General features: G+C 37.7%; 21 protein-coding genes and 1 pseudogene. 14 read left to right on the plus strand and 8 right to left on the minus strand.

All coding sequences use genetic code 11. From position 1 onward, the window contains the following. Positions 1–51 precede the first annotated feature (51 nt). On the plus strand, positions 52–279 hold the full coding sequence (locus HUS61_RS17855; protein WP_036973827.1) for a hypothetical protein: 228 nt from the start codon (positions 52–54) through the stop codon (positions 277–279). Positions 280–384: 105 nt separating this feature from the next. Beyond that, positions 385–645 (plus strand): hypothetical protein, encoded by a 261-nt coding sequence (locus tag HUS61_RS17860; RefSeq protein WP_138534076.1) that lies wholly within the window; start codon positions 385–387, stop codon positions 643–645. 244 nt (positions 646–889) lie between these two features. Here the strand turns inward: HUS61_RS17860 and HUS61_RS17865 are convergent, their stop codons facing one another. Genes HUS61_RS17865 through HUS61_RS17880 form a run of 4 tightly spaced genes read right to left on the minus strand, consistent with a single transcriptional unit; the run spans position 890 to position 4,848 of the window. Then, positions 890–1,951, minus strand: coding sequence for a hypothetical protein (locus HUS61_RS17865; RefSeq protein ID WP_175083340.1), 1,062 nt, complete (start codon positions 1,949–1,951; stop codon positions 890–892). Beyond that, the gene (locus HUS61_RS17870; protein ID WP_175083341.1) at positions 1,952–2,866 is read right to left on the minus strand and encodes a hypothetical protein; all 915 of its coding nucleotides are present in this window, start codon (positions 2,864–2,866) and stop codon (positions 1,952–1,954) included. After that, complete coding sequence (locus HUS61_RS17875; protein WP_138534079.1) at positions 2,866–3,651, minus strand: recombinase RecT; 786 nt, start codon at positions 3,649–3,651, stop codon at positions 2,866–2,868. Before HUS61_RS17875 ends, HUS61_RS17870 begins: the two co-directional genes overlap by 1 nt. 60 nt (positions 3,652–3,711) lie before the next feature. Continuing rightward, positions 3,712–4,848 carry a PD-(D/E)XK nuclease-like domain-containing protein gene (locus HUS61_RS17880; protein ID WP_175083342.1) on the minus strand — a complete coding sequence of 379 codons (1,137 nt, stop codon included), beginning with the start codon at positions 4,846–4,848 and terminating at the stop codon, positions 3,712–3,714. A gap of 165 nt (positions 4,849–5,013) precedes the next feature. Between HUS61_RS17880 and HUS61_RS17885 the strand changes: the two genes are divergently transcribed. The 3 genes from HUS61_RS17885 to HUS61_RS17895 all read left to right on the plus strand — a co-directional run bounded on the left by HUS61_RS17885 (position 5,014) and on the right by HUS61_RS17895 (position 6,261). After that, entirely contained in the window at positions 5,014–5,532 is a 519-nt protein-coding gene (locus HUS61_RS17885; protein ID WP_138534081.1) for a hypothetical protein, read from the plus strand. 24 nt (positions 5,533–5,556) lie between these two features. After that, positions 5,557–5,829 carry a hypothetical protein gene (locus HUS61_RS17890; protein WP_118845639.1) on the plus strand — a complete coding sequence of 91 codons (273 nt, stop codon included), beginning with the start codon at positions 5,557–5,559 and terminating at the stop codon, positions 5,827–5,829. A gap of 84 nt (positions 5,830–5,913) precedes the next feature. After that, positions 5,914–6,261: a hypothetical protein gene (locus HUS61_RS17895; protein WP_175083343.1), complete on the plus strand. Its 348-nt coding sequence runs from the start codon at positions 5,914–5,916 to the stop codon at positions 6,259–6,261. A 109-nt stretch (positions 6,262–6,370) separates the two neighbouring features. Here the strand turns inward: HUS61_RS17895 and HUS61_RS17900 are convergent, their stop codons facing one another. Together HUS61_RS17900 and HUS61_RS17905 are read right to left on the minus strand one after the other, a co-directional pair. Beyond that, positions 6,371–7,162: a hypothetical protein gene (locus tag HUS61_RS17900; protein ID WP_175083344.1), complete on the minus strand. Its 792-nt coding sequence runs from the start codon at positions 7,160–7,162 to the stop codon at positions 6,371–6,373. A gap of 82 nt (positions 7,163–7,244) precedes the next feature. Continuing rightward, positions 7,245–7,952, minus strand: a complete 708-nt coding sequence (locus HUS61_RS17905) for a hypothetical protein (protein WP_175083345.1) — start codon at positions 7,950–7,952, stop codon at positions 7,245–7,247. A 159-nt stretch (positions 7,953–8,111) separates the two neighbouring features. Here HUS61_RS17905 and HUS61_RS17910 point away from each other — a divergent pair, with 159 nt between their 5' ends. Together HUS61_RS17910 and HUS61_RS17915 are read left to right on the plus strand one after the other, a co-directional pair. Further along, positions 8,112–8,885 (plus strand): excalibur calcium-binding domain-containing protein, encoded by a 774-nt coding sequence (locus tag HUS61_RS17910; protein ID WP_175083363.1) that lies wholly within the window; start codon positions 8,112–8,114, stop codon positions 8,883–8,885. Between the two features lie 186 nt (positions 8,886–9,071). After that, the gene (locus HUS61_RS17915; protein ID WP_175083346.1) at positions 9,072–9,449 is read left to right on the plus strand and encodes a hypothetical protein; all 378 of its coding nucleotides are present in this window, start codon (positions 9,072–9,074) and stop codon (positions 9,447–9,449) included. Positions 9,450–9,517: 68 nt separating this feature from the next. On the opposite strand, the gene HUS61_RS17920 is transcribed toward HUS61_RS17915, so the two are convergent. After that, positions 9,518–9,661 carry a hypothetical protein gene (locus HUS61_RS17920; protein WP_175083347.1) on the minus strand — a complete coding sequence of 48 codons (144 nt, stop codon included), beginning with the start codon at positions 9,659–9,661 and terminating at the stop codon, positions 9,518–9,520. A gap of 112 nt (positions 9,662–9,773) precedes the next feature. On the opposite strand from HUS61_RS17920, the gene HUS61_RS17925 reads away from it, so the two are divergent. The 7 genes from HUS61_RS17925 to HUS61_RS17955 all read left to right on the plus strand — a co-directional run bounded on the left by HUS61_RS17925 (position 9,774) and on the right by HUS61_RS17955 (position 16,229). Beyond that, positions 9,774–10,172 (plus strand): hypothetical protein, encoded by a 399-nt coding sequence (locus tag HUS61_RS17925; RefSeq protein ID WP_175083348.1) that lies wholly within the window; start codon positions 9,774–9,776, stop codon positions 10,170–10,172. 2 nt (positions 10,173–10,174) lie between these two features. Further along, positions 10,175–11,107: a hypothetical protein gene (locus tag HUS61_RS17930; protein WP_175083349.1), complete on the plus strand. Its 933-nt coding sequence runs from the start codon at positions 10,175–10,177 to the stop codon at positions 11,105–11,107. 461 nt (positions 11,108–11,568) lie between these two features. Next, complete coding sequence (locus HUS61_RS17935) at positions 11,569–12,414, plus strand: ATP-binding protein (protein ID WP_175083350.1); 846 nt, start codon at positions 11,569–11,571, stop codon at positions 12,412–12,414. A 10-nt stretch (positions 12,415–12,424) separates the two neighbouring features. After that, positions 12,425–13,120, plus strand: coding sequence for a hypothetical protein (locus tag HUS61_RS17940; RefSeq protein ID WP_175083351.1), 696 nt, complete (start codon positions 12,425–12,427; stop codon positions 13,118–13,120). 395 nt (positions 13,121–13,515) lie between these two features. Beyond that, positions 13,516–15,462: a hypothetical protein gene (locus tag HUS61_RS17945; protein ID WP_175083352.1), complete on the plus strand. Its 1,947-nt coding sequence runs from the start codon at positions 13,516–13,518 to the stop codon at positions 15,460–15,462. Between the two features lie 166 nt (positions 15,463–15,628). After that, positions 15,629–16,003 carry a hypothetical protein gene (locus HUS61_RS17950; RefSeq protein ID WP_175083353.1) on the plus strand — a complete coding sequence of 125 codons (375 nt, stop codon included), beginning with the start codon at positions 15,629–15,631 and terminating at the stop codon, positions 16,001–16,003. Between the two features lies 1 nt (position 16,004). Next, on the plus strand, positions 16,005–16,229 hold the full coding sequence (locus tag HUS61_RS17955) for a hypothetical protein (protein ID WP_175083354.1): 225 nt from the start codon (positions 16,005–16,007) through the stop codon (positions 16,227–16,229). A gap of 598 nt (positions 16,230–16,827) precedes the next feature. Here HUS61_RS17955 and HUS61_RS17960 read toward each other — a convergent pair. Continuing rightward, positions 16,828–19,104, minus strand: a pseudogene (locus HUS61_RS17960) (Tn3-like element ISKox2 family transposase); the annotation flags it as partial. Between the last annotated feature and the right edge of the window lie 33 nt (positions 19,105–19,137).

Consider the following 19,137-nt stretch of genomic DNA (forward strand, 5'->3'; position numbering starts at 1 on the left):
CATGCGGGGAGCCCCCCGCTTGGGAAGCTCCCCCTGTTCTTTGGAGGAGCAATGAGTAAACATCATATTGAAATGGCAAAAGCTGGTGGTTCTCAGTTACGTCATTTCGCAGCATACCGTAATGGATACTATCCAGATATGGTTATCAGACACTTCATAGCAAAAACTACTCACTTTTTATTAATTGAAAAATATAGAAAGACTGTAGATTTGCTTGTGATACACAATGTGACAATCGCAAATGCCTGTGAAACGGCAGAATTGCTATTCGAAGCATAAACAACCCTTGGGGGATTACTCCCTCAAGGGTGTGATCCCTCAAATTTACTTTGAGGAGATTCAAATGAATTGCTTATTAGCTAAGCACTTGTTTAAGGAGTGCTTATGAAAAACAAAATGCTAAATAAGATCATGGTTGAACTAATCTTATTAGCAACAATTGTTGGCTATATTCCAGAGCTCTCTGTTAGTGGTTTTGCGGATATGTTTGGCCCGTGTGGTTTCGACAACAAAACATGCTACGAAATTCAAATTCAAGGACTTATAAAGCTAGTCCTTGCTTTTGTTTGTATGTTGGCATCTGTTGTGATAGGTTTCTATATAACTTTCCTAAATGGTTCCGAGGAGGACGATCAAGATGAATGATATCCAAGCTATTGGTTTGACCTTTTTCATTATTGGTAATGTAGTTTTTTTCGGTAGTTATTTATGGATGCACCACCGAATAAGCAAAAAATAAAATAAGAAAAGACCGTTAATCGGTCTTTTTTTTTGTCAAAATTTGAAGAGAGGAGCTACTGCGCCTAAAACAATAACCAGTAAGGGGTAGACGCGAAGCTCTATTGCTGAAAATAGAAAAATTTCAATCAATTCCAAGTTAACTTAATAACTAACAGCCATGCCAGAACTCTGAGAGTTGGGCCATCTGATAAATATCGGTGCCGTCTTCATCATAATTTAGCTTGTTTTTATGTTGAATGGGACTAAACCAAAAGTTAACCGGTTTACCGTTTTCCACTTTCTTAAAAGCTATTTGAATTTGTGTATTAGCATACAACTCTTCATGAGGATGATATAAATCACCGATAGACTCGTATCCTTCAGGTGTTGTAAACATTACCTTATAATAACCTGGTCTATAGCTATACTTTTCCTCAATCAATACTTTTACACTGTAAAAATTTGGTATTACAAAGGTTCTGCTATCCAAGCATGACACACTATTGTCTTTAACAATAAAATGTCTACCAGGGTGAGATTTAAGGTCTGTATTTGCTTCAAGCGTATCCGGGTAAGTAAATCCACTTTTATGGCCAAACATTCCTTTTAATGACTTCTGTCTATCTTTATAGCTAGAGTTAATCTCAGTACCATTTAGCATGATCACATCGTATAAGCAGACTGAGCCATCATCGAGGATATACGTTTCTAAAACGCCACTTTCAAAGCTTCCAATTGCAACTTTAGAGGCAAGCATTTCCTGAATGTTTTTGTCTAATGTGAAAGCATTACCTTTAATATCTACAGCTTGTATTGAATTAATCGATTCTTGGCCAAGTTTTATATAAGCCCGCTTACCTTGCTGTACAGGAATAACTACAGGGTCATTTATTCTGCTAAGCTGTTCTGCAAAAGGCACGTCAAAGTCACACTTATACATAGGAGGCTTAAAATTGCTAAATGGCAAACACGGAACTTTAGTCTTTAATTGCTCGATAGGTTCATATCCATCAATGACCCTAGTTCGAAGCATGTTAGAGTAGTTCATTCGAGCAATGCCAAGGCAGTCGAATGGCAAGCGAGCCGTTTCTTTCATATAACTTATTTTTTGCTGGCCATAATACTCTCTAACTTCAAACTGTGTTTCGTCATCGCTTGCGAAAAATGCAATTTCACGCCAGTTCTCACGCTTTCCCGATTTATTTAAAATTTCTGACTCAACTTTAATCATTCAGATAACTCCAAAATCAAGGTTATAAAATTCGCACTGATCTTCTGATGGTTCATTCATTTCGGTATCTTCATTACTCACTTGGCGGTTATGTTGGCCTAGTACGATAATATTTGCTGGTGGTTCAATGATGTCATCTAGTTTTTTTAATGCTTCTTCAAGTTCTCCACCTTCTGTTGAAACGTACTGTGAAGTAATTACGCAGCTAGCAAACTTATCGTTATTAGCCTCTTTGTAGTACCTAAAGAAATCAGAGTAATATGAAGTTAATCGGCTTTTTAAAACGGGTAAGATTGGATGGCTAATTACACTATCCTGCATGTCTAGTGTTTTCAAGGCACGAAGAATTAATGCAAAACCAGCCCATTCAAGTGTATTGTTGAATACATCCATACCCCCAAATACGTTGTTTTGCCATGCATCAAAAGCAGAGTGCATTTCATACTCATCCATATACCAAACTTTGCTTGTACCATTTTCAAACTCTAATAATAAATAGCAACCAGAGTATGAAGTCTCCTGAGTACTATCGCCTTTATCGTGAGATACTTTGTTTGAGCTAACATCAATTGAAAACTTATCGTTGTCATAAACCACTGCAAGTTCATAGCTTTTTACAATACCTTGAGTTTCAAGGTAGGCAATTACATTATCTGTATTTAGTGCAGGAAACAGACAATATGCAGTAGTGTAGGGATGTTTCCTAACTCTTATGTTTACTAGGTTAAGCAGATCAGGACTAAGAGAGCCGATCAACATATCCATTTCTTTAATTGTCGCAACAACGTCATCTAGGGCGCACTCTTTAATCAAAGCGGAATAATGAGAATGTGAAGCCAAGTTGAACAATGTTTCCCACTGTTTAATATTGTCTGAAGTAGATTTGATTAGCTTTTCAATTTGAACTGATAACATTAGTACGCCTCACGTGAATAAGCACTTTCGAATTGTTCTTCATAAGCTTGCTGATTGGAGCTGTGCTGACAATCTTGATCATCAAACAACATTGGGTCATTCATAACACTATCTCTATAAATACAAGGGCAGAGAGTCTTCCAGTGACGTTTAATAAGGGTTTTCTCCCTCATTTGATCCACATGTACTGAAAGCCACGCTTCATTGCCCATCGCCTTACCTTGCTCTTCAATAGCTAATATTTCTTCAGGAGGCATAACTGTAGTCTTAAAAGAACCATCAATTAGCTCAGTTTGACAATAGCCACCGGCTAATTGTCCACGCATTGCTTTAGATAGTACGGTTGTAGTGTGGGTAACTTTTGAATTTACACCGTTGTATTGGAAATTGTCTTTTTCATAAAAAACATTCGCATTAATTTGTTTTACTTTTCCAGAACGGTAAGCAAGTTTAAGAATTCCCTTGTAGCCTAATCCTAATTGAGTCACATATTGGCCTGATGATTCACTATATTCAGTTTTTAAAAAGCAAAGCTGCTCAGTAGGGCAAAGTGAAAGGCCTATTTTTGCAGCTTTTAAAAATGAACTGATTACTGACTCAACTGGAGTGTAAGGGAAGCTGTATTCTACGTTTAATCCAGACATAACGATTTGATAGACGTAGTTTAGCTCTGTATTAAAGTCTAGCTTATAACCATTTTCGGAAAGATAAGCCTCAAACTGGCCTTTGCATGCTGTTAATTTTCCATACAATAAATTTTGATATTCTTGAAGTGATAAACTCATAACGCTCACCGTTGAACTTGGATATGTAATTAGAATATTTGATTTAAAAAATCGCGCTTATTACCAGTCAATAACAACGACCTCATCGTTTTTGGTGTATCCATACCAGTTTTCACTATCTAAACATTCTTTAAGAGTTGCAATTGCTTTCTTCATGTCATTATGAGCAATCATCTGGCGGGTACGTTTCATCTCAAAAACCTCGCATATATCAGCCTCTAAATATTCAACACCGATAAAAGCAAACAACTTAACGGGAATACCTGCTAAATTCGCAACATACTTATAGAAACTCTCTTGAACGTCATATCGAAGGTCTCTGCATTGGAATCTAAACTTATTTGGATTGGCTGAACGAGTAGACTTAACATCACTGGCAATTGCATGCTTGTTAATGTAATCGAATTTTACTTTAAGCATTAATCCTGAGTCAGGATCTCGCGCTATTACAGTAAGTTCCGCAAAACCATTTGAAATTAATCGCTTAGCTCTAGCGTGAGATTTGAATGTATCCAAAATTCTATGGGCGTCATCCCAGACTAAACCATCTATTGGTGTCTTATGGGTTATGTGTGAAAGCGCTCCATCGTTGAAAGCAGCTAATAGGCTAGAACACTTATTTTCTTCCACCATTTTTACAGCTTCGTTGTAGGCTTTGACTCCAGCCCCTTTTATTATGGATTTTGCAATCAAATCATCAAAAATTAGGGTGTTTGGTTTAGCATCTAACAAGCGCTTAACTAACTCTGATTTAGTGCCTGAGACCTTTTGACCTGCGGCTTTTAATGCGTCCTTTAGCTCAGCACTTGTGTGAAGCGCTGTAGGATACTCAATGGCAAGAGGTACACGGAAATAGCGATCATAAAAACCAATTGGCTCTAATATTAACTCATGACCATAAGTGCCAGTATCAAGAGTGCTTCTTTGTGCAGCCGTTCTTTTTCTTTCCTCATTAGAAAAATATTGACGAAATACATGAGCTGGTGTGTTTTTCGCTAACTCTTTAATCAGAGATGAGCTATGAGCATCTAATTCGTGGTAAACAGAATTTGGCACACCGCTATAAATACCCTCAACAAGATCACCATTAGAGTCCAAAAAGTTTGGATTACCTAAATCATCGTATGCAGGCAGAATAGTGTTAAACCATTCTGTAGGTTTTTCTGTTTCTTGAACTTTTAGATTTGCTGATGCCATGTTCTTGCCTTGCTCTACTTATTTAAAGTAGTAACATCATGTCATAGAGATTTTTTCGTGCTGAACTGAAGAAGAAAACCTATCTTCAAAGTTAATGATGAGAATTGAGCGCGATCTTTAATTTTATATAGATTGCTATTATGGACAATTAAACTAGGAAACTCGATGTTCGAAGGAAAAGCATTAAAAGATATTATTGGAAACCTTAGCGCTGATTTACCTGATACTCATTTTAGTGTTGAAGCACACCATCAAATAACCGATTTATTACCAAGCGAAATGGTCGAAATTATAAAAAATTATTTCGAGGATCTAACCATTCAGAATATTTTGACGGTGGATGGAATAATACAGCGTATAGAGTGTGCAACCTCTACATTCACAGTGGACGTTATACCACTTACAGATTGGAATGAAGAATCGCCATGTGGTGAGTTAAACATTGTCGCTAATTTTAGTGAAAAATACAGATTCATTAACTTGATCACAATAAATGAAATCAATGAATCAGTACCAGGGCTGAAGTTATTCAGAAAAAATGAAAACTTACACTCAAGCACTCTACTGACAATATCATTTGGAGTCACAGCGCAAACTTTAATTAATCAGATAAATTATTTATTAGAAACAACTCAGCGGCTACAGCTGTCTTTATTTGATGAAAAGTCGAACTCTGTAAATTAATTCTATTTATTAAGGAGTTGCCTGATGTGGTTTATTACGACGTTGAAAGAGCCATATAAATTCTATAACAAAAATGGAATACCTATATTAGTCTCTGAAATTGAGTGGACAAACTGCATTTATGACGCTGATGGTGATGTAGTTGGGGAATGTTCACCAAGTGTAATAAAAAATAAGCAGCAAGCACTTTTAGCTTTAGTGGGGGCCGGAGTTTTTGGCTTCCCTTCTAAAAGTGAAGCCAAAGAATTTGCTAAGGGTCTTAAACTAAAAACGTGGAACTATCTGCAATTAGGTTAACGATAATAACTTGATCATTAAGAGCAAGCATTTGTAGAGCTGTATTGGGGTAGCATATTAATTCAAGTATAAGAGGTGTGATTAATGGGAAGGTCAAAACCTGTGAGTTTCGCTGGTAAGCACTTTGAAAGACAAGGTGATGCTGTTGATTATTTTAATAATCAAAAAGTAGAGCTGTTACCAGAAGGTACAATAGAGAATGGCGAACTCTTCGAGTCTTTAAAAGATGTTTTTGAACGGTACTGTGATAATTCGCCCGGATATGAATTAAATGGCAGGTTGATAACAGGCTTCAGTGTCGCATATGAAAAGCGCCATATAGAAGGAGTTTGGGCAACTCACCCTTGCTTCAAAGTTCACTTTTCTAACGATGAGGTGAGGCCGTTTTCTATCAAAAAAGCTATTAAGTCTTTAGCTGATAACCAAAACTAGAACTTTAAGTAGTAGCAGTCTAAATCAGCTAAGTTAAATACGTCCATTTATTAGAATAGCCACCTATTTTTATTAGGTGGCTATTTAATAGCATTTATTTGTTGCCAACTTACTCGCACTGGTGAACTGAAGCCATACTCATGAATTCATCAACTATCGTGCTTAGCTGTGGAAACCTAGTTTTAACCTCGTATAAGTACATCAAAAGCTTTTGATTGTTGGTTTCGCAATTCAGATAAAAAGGTATGGTTATTAAGTAGTCAGCAAGTGCTGGTGGTATGATTTCAACATGACCGGCATTGTTACGAAGCTCGAAAAACTCTAAGTCACTAACAGCAGAAATGTTAAGCTCATTTAGTTCATCACTTTTGCTCTTAACATACTCAATATCTGCCTCCATTGCCCAAAATGGTACCCAAGCTGAGTTGCTGAAGTTATTTATAAGTTTTTTATAATCACATTTTTCAGTCAGGCTACAATCTAAGAATTCTAAATTAGCTTCGTTGATGTCATAAGTTAATGATTTTACAGCCTCAAAACTGTCTTTTATGACACCAGTCTCTTCAGTAGAGGCAAACTTTATACGATGAAGCCAATATAAAACTAAACCATCAGCATACTCGTTGCTTAAACTTTTAAGGTTTATTCCAGCATAACTCTCAACAGGAATAAATTGGCCGTTCCAAGTAACCGGTTCAGAGAACAGAAATGTACCTTGGTTAAGCTTGCTATTAAAGTGATCGATAATAGTTGAGTAGTCAAAAGTTGGCTCTACACTAGAGTTGTCAGCGGGGTGACGTAATTGCAAATAAACTATTGATAAAATAGAGCAAAGTAAAATGGCAATGATAAACCACTTCGAGTTTTGATATTTTGAGTATTTATTCAGGTTTGTAAACATAAAAGCCTCCATATGTATGCTTAATAATGTACAGATATACGCAACATATAGAGGCAAAAAAAAATCTAATATTTTTAAAAAATTACTTTTTATTTTGAGGTTGCTCAGCTTTTCGTAGCTCTACCTCTTTTTTGATTTCAAGCTCTTTAAGCTCAACATCACGCTGGTGAGTGGCTTGAATTGCTTTTTGTTCATCGCTCTTTCTATTCTGCAGTCGCTTTTCAAGTTCATCGAATGCAACAGACACTTTCTCTTCTACTGTTTTTGCACGCAAAGACTGTATTGCTCGGTTATATTCTTCATAAGGCATTTTTACAAGAACATATGCATTTGCTACTCCATCAACATTATACAATTCACGCTTTACTCTCTGCGCACCGGCAACACTAACTTCTTCGACAATTGAATCAATAAGCATATTAATTTGAGTCTCAAGGTTTGAATCTAGAGTCTGGTTTTCATATGAACGCTCTTGGCCAGAGATAAGTTGTTTAAAGCTTTTTGCTACATCAAATTTAGCTCTGAGCTCGGCTGCTTTTAATGCAAAAGGAGGTTTGTTTGATGAACCGTATCCAACGCCAAATACACCTGTTGAGTCAGATTGTGGTACATCTAAGTACCAATCTGGAATACTATTAATGAGTTGGTCCATTTTCTCGGTTTTTTTATCAACTTGCTTTTGGTGAGCAACTTCTATCTGTTCAATTTTTTCATGAATACCGTTACTAGAACATGCTGAAACTGTTAGTACAGTGATCGCGATTAATAGGTGACGTTTTAAAGTTTTCATGTATTTCTCCAAATTTGAATTTCAAAAGTAACGATACAGGATGTTTAAAAACGCGCATTTTTAAAAAAACTTAAATTTGATAAATCAGCAGGACAGCATTTAAGATTCGTATAACCCCCAAATTTGTGAGGGTTATTGAAGAAACTAAAGGATTTTTGCATGAACAAATTCGCCATATTGTTTGGGTTGTCATTTATTTTGCCCAGTAAAGTAATCGCTGTAACTGGTGGAGGAGACCAAGGCGGCCCAGCATATGAAAGTTGGCAAGGGTTGATTATTAAAGATGAAAATCGTTGCTCTGCGTATGATAAAAAGGCGGATTATGATTATGACCAGAATATAGAAGATGCCATTGTTGCAAGTATGAATGGGCAAGTTTATGGACCATATACAGGTAGCTATTTTGAATCAGATTCTGAAACCGATATAGAACACATTGTTGCCACTTCTGAGGCTCATGACTCAGGCTTGTGCTCAGCTCCTGTCAGTATAAGAAAAGCCTTCGCCTCTGACTTACTGAATTTAACGCTTGCTTCACCTAAAGTTAATCGATGTAGTAAAACAGGTAAGTGCGGCTTTGATGCCGGTGAGTGGTTGCCAGAAAAAAATAAATGCTGGTTCGTAAATCGCATTGTTCAAGTTAAGCAAAAATATAAATTGAGTATAGATTTAAATGAATATCACGCATTAAGTTCAATACTGATGAACTGTACTAGTACAGATATGATATACCACAGCAAAGTTAAATCTTTGCAGCCTACTACTTATGATACGTCCTATCCAACTGGTGCCTTGTCAATTTATGATGATAACCAAAATGGTAAAATTAGCTGCAAAGAAGCAAGAAACCATAAAATAACGCCTGTCTATAGTGGTCACCCAGCCTATCCGTATATGAATGATCGCGATGGCGATGGAGTTGTTTGTAGATGATATTGTAGTCTAGGATAGGCGGTATATTTTTTCAAAACACACTTGTACAGCCCTTCTTAACTAAAAGCTCGATAGAAAGAAGAAATACGAGGGATAGATGATATTAGAATTTTAAAAACTCATAATGTTTAAAATTTTAAAAATTGATCGTAGAATTAAAAGATATGTGTCAGACACTTTAAACATATGTCCCAAGATAAATACGTATCAATTACAGAAGCAGCAAGTTATGCTCGAGAGAAAAAGTTATCTTCAATTAAAGAATGGCTTGAGGCCAGTGAAGGTGATGAATTTCCAGAGTCTATGCCTAAGCGCCCACCAAATGTATATGGCTGTAAATGGTCAGAAGTTTTAGCTCCTAAAAATTCACCTGGTTGTGGACGATTCGTTGAGTTTCATGAAGCTTGTCGAATTGCTCGGACATTGGGTGTTGAGACGATGACACAATTTAGGGAGTTGAGTAAAGAGGGTGGTAGGCCTGCTAATATACCATCAAATCCAAACCTTCATTACAAAAGTGAATGGAAAGGTTGGGTTCATTTCTTAACTGGAAAAACTGAGTAAAGATTTCAGCTGTTATTAGTTGTATTCATCGGCCTTATTTCATGCCGGAGTTTTTAGTCACCTAGAAGTTACGCAATTTTTTCTGGCCTACCTTTGTATTCACCATTCTCCTTGGCTTTTTTAATCCCCCATAAATGGACTTTTTCTCCTGTACTTAATATCTTTGTGGTAAAACAATCACCAGTTTTAGTTAGGCCCTCAGATGGGTTCATCAAAAATTCCCCATGTAAGAAACATTTCATTGACTCGAACTGACAGTAACATTACAATAATCAAAGTAATTATCATTTGCATTACTATTTAATTAGAAAAAGGAATTCCTTCATGTACAAGTCATTATTTTATTTTTGTTTCTACCTATCACTTGCCTTTCTATCATTCAGTAGCCACTCAACAGAGAACTATGCTCATTGCTTTAAAGACTCAAGTGCAAGCTCATGCCCACCAATTCAAGCTGACCCTAACAAAGTTGTAGGTGATTTGGCTGCTCAAGGTGAACTTGTCACCCCAGCCCTTTTAGATTGGTATACTGATATTGAATTATTTGAATCGTACATTCGGGTAGCTGGAGATTTTAAAAATATTTCTCGTATCTGGGCATCGGCCATTCTAGGAGCAGTTGAATACAATTATGCAGGCTCGTTTTTTCACAATGAAGCTTGCAGTTTGGTACAGATGAACCCAGTAGAAGCTTATTCTTACGTGTATTCGTCGCGATGCTAGATATGAAAAAAACAGTATTTTATATTTCGTTATTACTAGTGATTCTCTTGGCATTCGCAAGTAAAAGCTATTTATCCAAGCCTGCTAAAAGCACTCTTTCAGGCATCTCTCCGGGTAATATTAAGGAACATTCTACACACGCTGACAGTATTGATTCAGCTAAAACAATCGCTTCACTTTCCTTAAATGAAGTACAAGATGAAAATGTAGTTGTCAAAGTCAATATAGATGCTTACAACTCTTTGACTATGCAGCAAAAGCTAATGCGAGTACTAAGAGAGGATAAGGATATAGCTGTTGATGTCTTATTAGCTTTAATAGATAGTGGGATGATAGGGGTTAACCAGCCAATGCGAGATAGTAGCTCTCACACTGCTAGATCTGACCACTATACCCCTCTTTATACTGCTTTAATTGCAAATCATGAGCTTAGTGTGGCGGAACTCGATGAATTTTTGAATCGAGGTGCATTTATTAACCCTGAACTTGGAGCATGGAAGCGCGCAATAGGTTCTAGTCCAGAGCAAATTTCAGTCAAAATGCTAGAAGCATCGAATATGGGTGTTAGTGAGTACAATGAAATGAGAGATCTTGCTTTGTTCTACGGGAATATTGAACTTTTCGAACACACTAATTTAAACCTGGGAGAAATGAGTTCTGAATCCTACAAGAAGTTTTATGAAGCTATGCAGCCTAACTATGAAGCTTTTTACTCACAGCTACAGACTCTAAATAATGCCAAAGATGACAAATGCGATGAAGTGGACTGTTCTTCAAACTTAAAAAAACTAAAGGTGATGGTGGATGCCAGTGAGAAGCAAATCAATCAAATTTCACTACTTTTAAAATCAGGTGTATTTTCCTCCGATGAAAAAGCCAATATGGAAAAATACCTAACAGAGTTTAAAAGAAAAAAGGAATTATTAAGCAAATAGAAAACAAGCTGGTAGCATGACATTTCATCCTTACGCTACCAGTTTATATTTTAAAGGCAGTGTATTCATACCCTTATTCATAAGCTGCACTTGATTAGTATGTGCCTTTAACTGAAATGTGTATCTCTTGCCTTACCAATATCATCTGATACGCCTCGTCTTGGTGTGGGCGAGTAATAAAGATTCATACCGAACCTAGCGGTTTCCACGATTCCAATACTCGCTTTTGGCATTGGAAATTAGCAGGCTAGTCCAGTTTTCCAATATTCCTGATTGTTATTCCGATCAAACCTGATATGCTTTTATATGCGCTCCACTTGCGCGTGTAATCACGCCTACTTTGGCGAAGTCCGTTTGAGGACAAAGTGAAAAGAATAAAACGTAATAGAAATTAAACTAACATTCATGCATCGCATGTTTGTGGTAATAGGCGTGGTCATAAACATGTTTGGAGAATATGTATGTCTGTTAATAGACTTCCTACTGGCGTAGCTGTCGCTCAAGCCAAAAAAGACGCTAAACGATTAGCCAATAAATCTGAAATTCACCTTTCTCATGCTCAAAATGAGGTTGCGTTAAAGCATGGCAGAGCCGACTGGCCTACACTCATGAACCAGTTAAAAACACAAAGCGCTTTGTCGGCTACGCTAAAACAAAGCTTTCTTAATAAAGTCACGTTAGACTTTCCTGAAAATAAATCCCTTAATATCGTCGTAGGCCAATCTGGTAGTGGTAAAACAATGTTGCTACTTGAGTTTGCCGCGCAATGGCTGCAAAAAGGTTTTCCGGTTCTGTACTTGGGGGCTGATGTTTCTCAGGGCTATCAATGTGGGGCAGCAACCAATTCTTTAATATCGAAGTACCCCAGTTTATTTACTGCTATACCTCTTCAATCACTTACCAAAGGATTTGTACTAGATGATGTAATGCTTAATGGTGCCATTTTACTCGCTGACGAACTTCCTCATATGGTGAGTAGTGAAGTAATCGGGATCACCACCGAACAAGTGCAGAAACTAATAAACTGCTCGATGCACACCTTCCTTGGCTTTCAAATATTAGGGGAAGCGCAAGAAATCATTAGCGATCTTAAAAACGTCACCGATGATAATACGCGATTCGTTATTTTAAAGTGTTATGCTCCCGACATTTATGCAAACTCGCTATTTGAATATGACAGAAAAGTCATGGCAGAAGAAGTTGAACGGTTAGAAAAGAAGCATAACAAATATACTGAGTTGCTTTATGTTGAACAAAACTCTTACCAAAAGCTTCGGTTTAAATTAGCAGACCATCACGCACTTTAAGGAGGGAAGTATGTACACCTTAACATTACCCTCTAAACGGGATGTGCATCGTTATCGTGATCGCCTTAAAAGTATTTGTGATAAATACGGTGTCCGACTCGGAAAATCAAACGAAAAGGCTGAAACCATACTTGCTGAGCTGTTTGATTGTCCTAATTACAATACCTTGCTAGGAATTGCTAGTCGTTCTAATGACAAAGAGCCTACACTAATTGATAAATCAGAGATACTTCGACTTGCTTTACCAAGAACGACACATGGCGCTAAAGACAGGATCATCAATATTGTTCGTGAGTTTGCTTTACTTGGAGATAGCCCAACTAAACTGGTGAGTTTTTTTCACCGAAAAGGTGCGCTGAAATCCCCAGTGATGGGTTTTTGTTTTACGCTGACCAGCGGTAGGGTGTTATTGTTTGATAGTCACGGTATTAGCCTGGTCAATGATAAGCAGGAATCGGTAGTTATCTCACTGTATACCCATATTCGTGAATTGCTGCCAACATCCTGTTGGTATTTTGCTGCTATGCAGTTCGATGATATGAGCTTAAAAAGTGTTATCGAAGTGAGTAGCCTGATTGAGAATGCCGGTGTAAAAGTCCATGCGCTTTCCTGGCGTGAACTTTTCCCGTTGTCGCAAGCAGAACTTTCTCCTATCAAGAGGCCACTTGAAACCATTGCACAATGGGAAAGCCTTTTTTCGAAATAGCTAATCAAATCAAGATCAGTTTAATGCTGCCCTCATTCTGACTATTTTGGAATGCAGTATGTAACTTTATTACTCAAAATAGGCTCCATTTCGGAGCTTGTTTTCGTTTCAGTATGACACTTTATTTTCCTACGTCGATTTTTTCTGCCAAAAATCAGCATTTGCAGAATCGGTCGCACAACCACTATTTAGGCTCTAGAATCGGAATACCAAATCTTCAGTTGTAAAAACTCACTCTATTTTCCCTAAATTATCTGTCAAAAATAGATTTTTTTCAGGCATTTCTAAAATCCATTTCAAGTAAATTAATAAGCTCAACTTAATAGATTTTCAAATTTGGACCAAATTCAAAAAAGGAATTCTATTTAGAATAACAACTTACTTTGGGTTCTAAAATGCTATTTCGTAAACTATTACTACTAGCCTTGGTATATATATCTTTCAGCACTAAAGCTGAAACCACAGTAAATGTTGATCCTGTAAACACCTTGTCTTCTAAAAGCTTACTAAGTAGTAAAACGGATGAGCCGTTTACAATAATAAAGGTACCAACATTGTACACCTTGGACGGAAATAAGGCTTTTGGTGAACAGCAGATCACATTTAAGTTACATAGTGACGCACCAAGCTCTGTTGTTGTAAATGGAATTACTGTAACAAAAGGGCAAACTGTTCAATTTGACAAGGCTGTTAACTCAGCTGGCGGTCTAGATATTCCAATTTACCCAGGGGAAGTTGGATCATCAGGAACATCAAATTATACCATCACTCTCAGTGTCAAAGGGGCAACATGTCCTGAAGGCTACACTTTATCAGGGGAAATGTGTTATAAAACTTCAACTGAACCAGCAATTAAAGTGTGTCCTTCAGGTTATGCATATAGTACAAATACTGGTGATTGTTCTAAAACATATACAGTAGACGCCACTAAGAACTGCCCTGCAGGTACAACGTATTCAAATGGTGTATGTATGGGTTCATCGAGCTCGCCTGCAAGTTCATCTTGCCCCGCTGGATATACGCGCTCAGGAAGTAGTTGTTATAAAGACACTCAAATTGATGCAACTAAAAATTGCCCAGTTGGTACCACATACTCAAATGGTTTATGTCTAGGTTCATCGAGCTCGCCTGCAAGTTCATCATGCCCTGCTGGATATACGCGTTCTGGTAATAGTTGTTATAAAGATACTCAAATTGACGCTACTAAGAATTGCCCAACGGGTACCACATACTCAAATGGTTTATGTCTAGGTTCATCGAGCTCGCCTGCAAGTTCATCATGCCCTGCAGGATATACTCGTTCTGGTAATAGTTGTTATAAAGATGTACAAATTGATGCATCCAAAAACTGCCCTTCTGGATATAATGTATCAGGTAGTCAGTGTAGGAAAGTGGAGCAAACGGATTTTATCTACATGTCATGCAAGCCTAGTTATGAAGAGGCTGGCCCAACTTTCTATTGCCCAAATGGAAGTTCATACGATCCAAATTCAACGAATTGTACACTCACGAATAACTCAGGTTCACAATGTGCGTTAACCAAATATGAGGGGGGCAAGTATGTATGCGGTTCTGGTGAAACCTTAATTCCTTCAGCCAATCCAACTTGTCAAAAAAAGAATGGGCAAACAGTTCCTGCATCATTTATATGTCCAGCAGGAACCGTTGACATAGGTTCTGGTGCATGGCGATGTATGTCAAATACATCTTATGCAGCTGATAAATATTGTCCAAGTGGATATACTAATGGCGGTGCTAGCTGCGAAAAAATACAAACTACGAGCATTACTTACTCTTGTCCGTCACAATATAGTTTGTCAGGGTCGAAATGTAATAAGAGAGAGAGTGCGAGTTTGGTTTATTCATGTCCGGCTGGTGGCTCACTAAATGGCACTAGCTGCGTTAGCTCAACATCTACTGCTGTGACTTATTCTTGTCCATCACAATACAGTTTATCAGGGTCGAAATGTAATAAGAGAGAGAATGCGAGTTTAGTTTACTCATGTCCGGCTGGTGGCTCACTAAGTGGCACTAGCTGCGTTAGCTCCACATCTACAGCTGTGACTTACTCTTGCCCGTCACAATATAGTTTGTCAGGGTCGAAATGTAATAAGAGAGAGAATGCGAGTTTAGTTTATTCATGTCCGGCTGGTGGCTCACTAAGTGGCACTAGCTGCGTTAGCTCCACATCTACCGCTGTAACTTACTCTTGCCCAACAGATTATATTTTATCAGGGGATCAGTGTAGTAAAACTGAAGAAGTTCCAAGTACCAATACTTGCCCTACAGGTTGGAACCTAGAAGGGGAGGAGTGCACCAAAACCGAATCAGTTGCACCATAACGCCTTTCGCCAAGTCCAATTTTAAAAATTGGACTTGGTTTTAAAACACTTCAACCAGAAACATTTTAAAAAATAGATTAAATTTAAAATTTACTCTTTTTTCCCGCCTTTTAATTAGAAACAAGCTGTAAATTATAAGTAGTTATTCGACCTTGGTATTTTACATATGTCATTGAAAGATATTAAAAATCAAATTCAAAAGGCTTTAAATGTATTTTTAATGCCTTATCCAGAGCTAATTAAAAATGGGGTTGGGACCACTAAACAAGAAATGAATGATATTGGTTTTGCTATTTTCTCGGAGCTGAAGTCTGCAATGGATATCATTTCTGAATTAGGAAAAACACCAATCGTAGAGCCCATGAATTTAAACCAATTCACAATTCCTGCAGATGTATTTTTAAAAAATGAAGATGTAAGAAACACAATTCTAAAAAACAATCCTGATTTCACTTTAGAATCTTTAGCTGAAATGAACGGCCTATTTATAAACCCCAAAACAGGTGATGTGTTTAAGAAACATGCTCAGCTAAGGATTTAATATGGAACTAAATTTGTCAAAAGGCTTTGCTGAAGCAGAGAAAAACTTAAAGTCTGCTCAATCATTATTGCTTGCTAAGTATGATGTCTCTTGGATATCCAACCCGGAAAAAATAGATTTAGATCGAATAACGTTAATAGATAAAGAAACTTTAACCGAAATTAATGACGCTCTTGAAATGATCGCTCAAGCCAAAGATGCTCATGAATTAGAGAGGGAATTATGAAAACTCAGTTCTTAATTTGGTTTTTAATTGGAGTAATTATATTTATTTTGGACTTCATGAAATTTGATACAGAAAATATAAAATGGCTGTTCGCTGTAGTGGCTGGTGAATTTATTGTTGCCTTTATTTTCTTATCAAGTAAAGTTGCTAGTTTTAAGTAACCCTTACAAATCAACCACTTAAGTCCGATACTGGTTAGTATCGGACTAATCTCCCGATTCGAAAGTTAATATGCTCTTACTAATAACTCTCCTTATTCTCAATATTTTATTGCGAGAATACATAAAGCAAAGCAACACCAAATTTTCAAAAATATTGTTTTTGATTGGGATACCTCTGCATGAAGCTGCTCATTATTTTATAGCCCGATTAACCCTAAGGAAAATTGTACACTGTAAGTTCATACCAAATTTTAATATGTCCCCACCTGCATATGTTATTTATAAGAACGGCTCTTCAATTGGTTCTAAAATTATTGATTTACTCATTGGCATGGCGCCTTTGTACTTAGGGGTTCTAGGGATTTTCCCCTCTAAAGTAACATAAATCGCCACAACCCTCGCAGTTAATGGCTTGTGGAGCTGGGTTACCTTTCATTTTAGACTTCATTTTCAACAATAGGCCTAGTTATTTCCTGTAAATCAGGTAGTTTGCGGTTACTAGCGAACTGATAAGTGCCGCTCAGATTAATGTTCTGCCATGCAACGGGTGATACTTGTCGAGTTATTGCTGCTTTTTCCTCGTCACCAACTTCTTCAAAGTGCAGTAATAGATGACTTAGGATCATCGAGTTAAAGTAGATAATAGCATTTGCCGTCAAACGGGCACACTCGTTCCAGACGACTATTTCTGATTCGTTTTTTCCACGGAACTGGTCACGATTGACCGATGCAATAGCTCGCCTGAGGAAATGCCAGGCTTCGCCTCGGTTCAGTGCTCGTTGAACATATTGGCGCAGACTTGCATCATCAATATAATCAAGTAAATATTGGGCTTTGATGAGCCTATTATATTCCGTTAATGCTTGTAATATAGGGTGTCTAGATGGATAACCAGATAATTTGCGTACTAGCAATGCCTGTGTTGTGCGTTTTTCTTGAAGGGATAACACAATACGCTGAATATCCTGCCAGCCTTCTTCAATCACATTCATTTTTATCGGCTTTTTCAGCGCCAGATGCGTGTTTCCGTCGTCGCTTTCAGTTACGTTAAATAGGTCATTGATCACACTGGTGAACTGAGCATACCTAGGCGCAAAACTATAACCGCATAAATCCAATAAGGCATAATTAACATGATTAACACCATGGGTGTCGGTTGAGAGGACATCTGGCTTAAGATCACTAGTATTAGATTGTAGTAAGTCGTAAATATAATGGGACTCATGCTCATTAGATCCTATGATACGGGCATTTAACGCACTATGATTGGCAACTAACGTCATGGCCGTAATACCTTTGTTGGTGCCGAAGTATTTCGAGGAGTAGCGAGTTTCAAAAGTCTCAAGGTGAGTTTCAAATTTTTGCCCATCGGTAGTGGCGTGCAGGACGTCTTCTTGGATGTGATAGTGGCGGAAAATAGGGAGTGCCGCTACTGCGTTATTGATGATATCACTAGCCTCTTGCAAGGTTTCAGGCCTAATATAATTAGCTTGTATAGTGCTTAGATGCTCATAACTGCGATCAGATATTTGTGCCATCCCATATACGCCGCGATGTGTCGCATTCGCAATTAGAATAGCCAATAAATCATCCTGATTGGCGCCTACTTGTTTTTGTATTGGCAGCACGTGTGCGAAGCATTGCATAAAGTTGGTTTCTTGTTCAACATAACGCAACACATCAGCAATACTGACGGGGATCATTTGTTTAAAGAAAGGGTTGTTGACAAGTGATTGGGAGCCTTTAACTGGCAGTCGCCATCGTGTGCCACTTCGGCTCTTCATGATCACATTGCGGTTATCACCATTATCAATGTGACGAGCAACATCTTCTAGGGATGTTGTTAAGCGTATTTGTTTTACTTGCAGTAGCTTCTGAATCGGCTGCTTTAGCTTTTCCAATGTTGATGATGCCAATAGATCAGGCTGTATTGACGATGCAATTAAGTCGTCTTCTAGCGCACGATATTTAGTGACGTTTGATAAGTAAATTCGACCATTAAGCCGAGAAGCCAGTTGACGGTAAAGCAACCATTCGTATCGCTGTGGATGAACAACATCCTTGTTAATTAACCATGGACGATGTTTTTGTTGGATAAGTGTACTATCCATTGTTTGCAATGTATTACCTGCTAATAGTTCTGTTTTTGTGGTTTTGAGCTGGGTCACTAATGCTTCTGAGCCTTTACCTGCTTGGCATTCAAGACATAGAAACACGGGCCTTAATAACTGCTCAATTAACCCGTTTTGATCATCATAATATTGCCATTGATATTCTTCTACCGTGCGTTTTTGCTTTTTTAAGTACAGGCATAGCGTTTCTATATCTTGGTTATTCATTACACTTAATGCTTGTTGCCTAACCGTTGCAAATGGTTGATTATCGTCGATACTGTCATCAACAAACAGATGCAGTAATTCTGCGGCTTTGGTGACATTGTCTGCAGCTGACCTCCATGAGTCAAACACTGCCTGTTGGGCAAACGCATGCGCAGCTTCTTGTTGTTTACGGATATGATGAATAAACCCATCAGCCAATCGCTCTAGGCTTTGCCGTATGCGTTGAGTCAGAAAACACAGCAACCATAGGTGTTGCTGTGGACGCTTAAAGCGTTTTAGTTTACTGCCATAATAATCCACCATCTCACCGAAGTGTTGTTGGTTTTTAGACGATAAGGCTAAGCCCTTAACAGCATTATCAATCTGTCTTGTATAAGTGTGATTACCAAGGGATTATGTCGGTCTAAT

Source organism: Pseudoalteromonas sp. 0802, from assembly GCF_013350085.1.
Classification (GTDB): domain Bacteria; phylum Pseudomonadota; class Gammaproteobacteria; order Enterobacterales; family Alteromonadaceae; genus Pseudoalteromonas.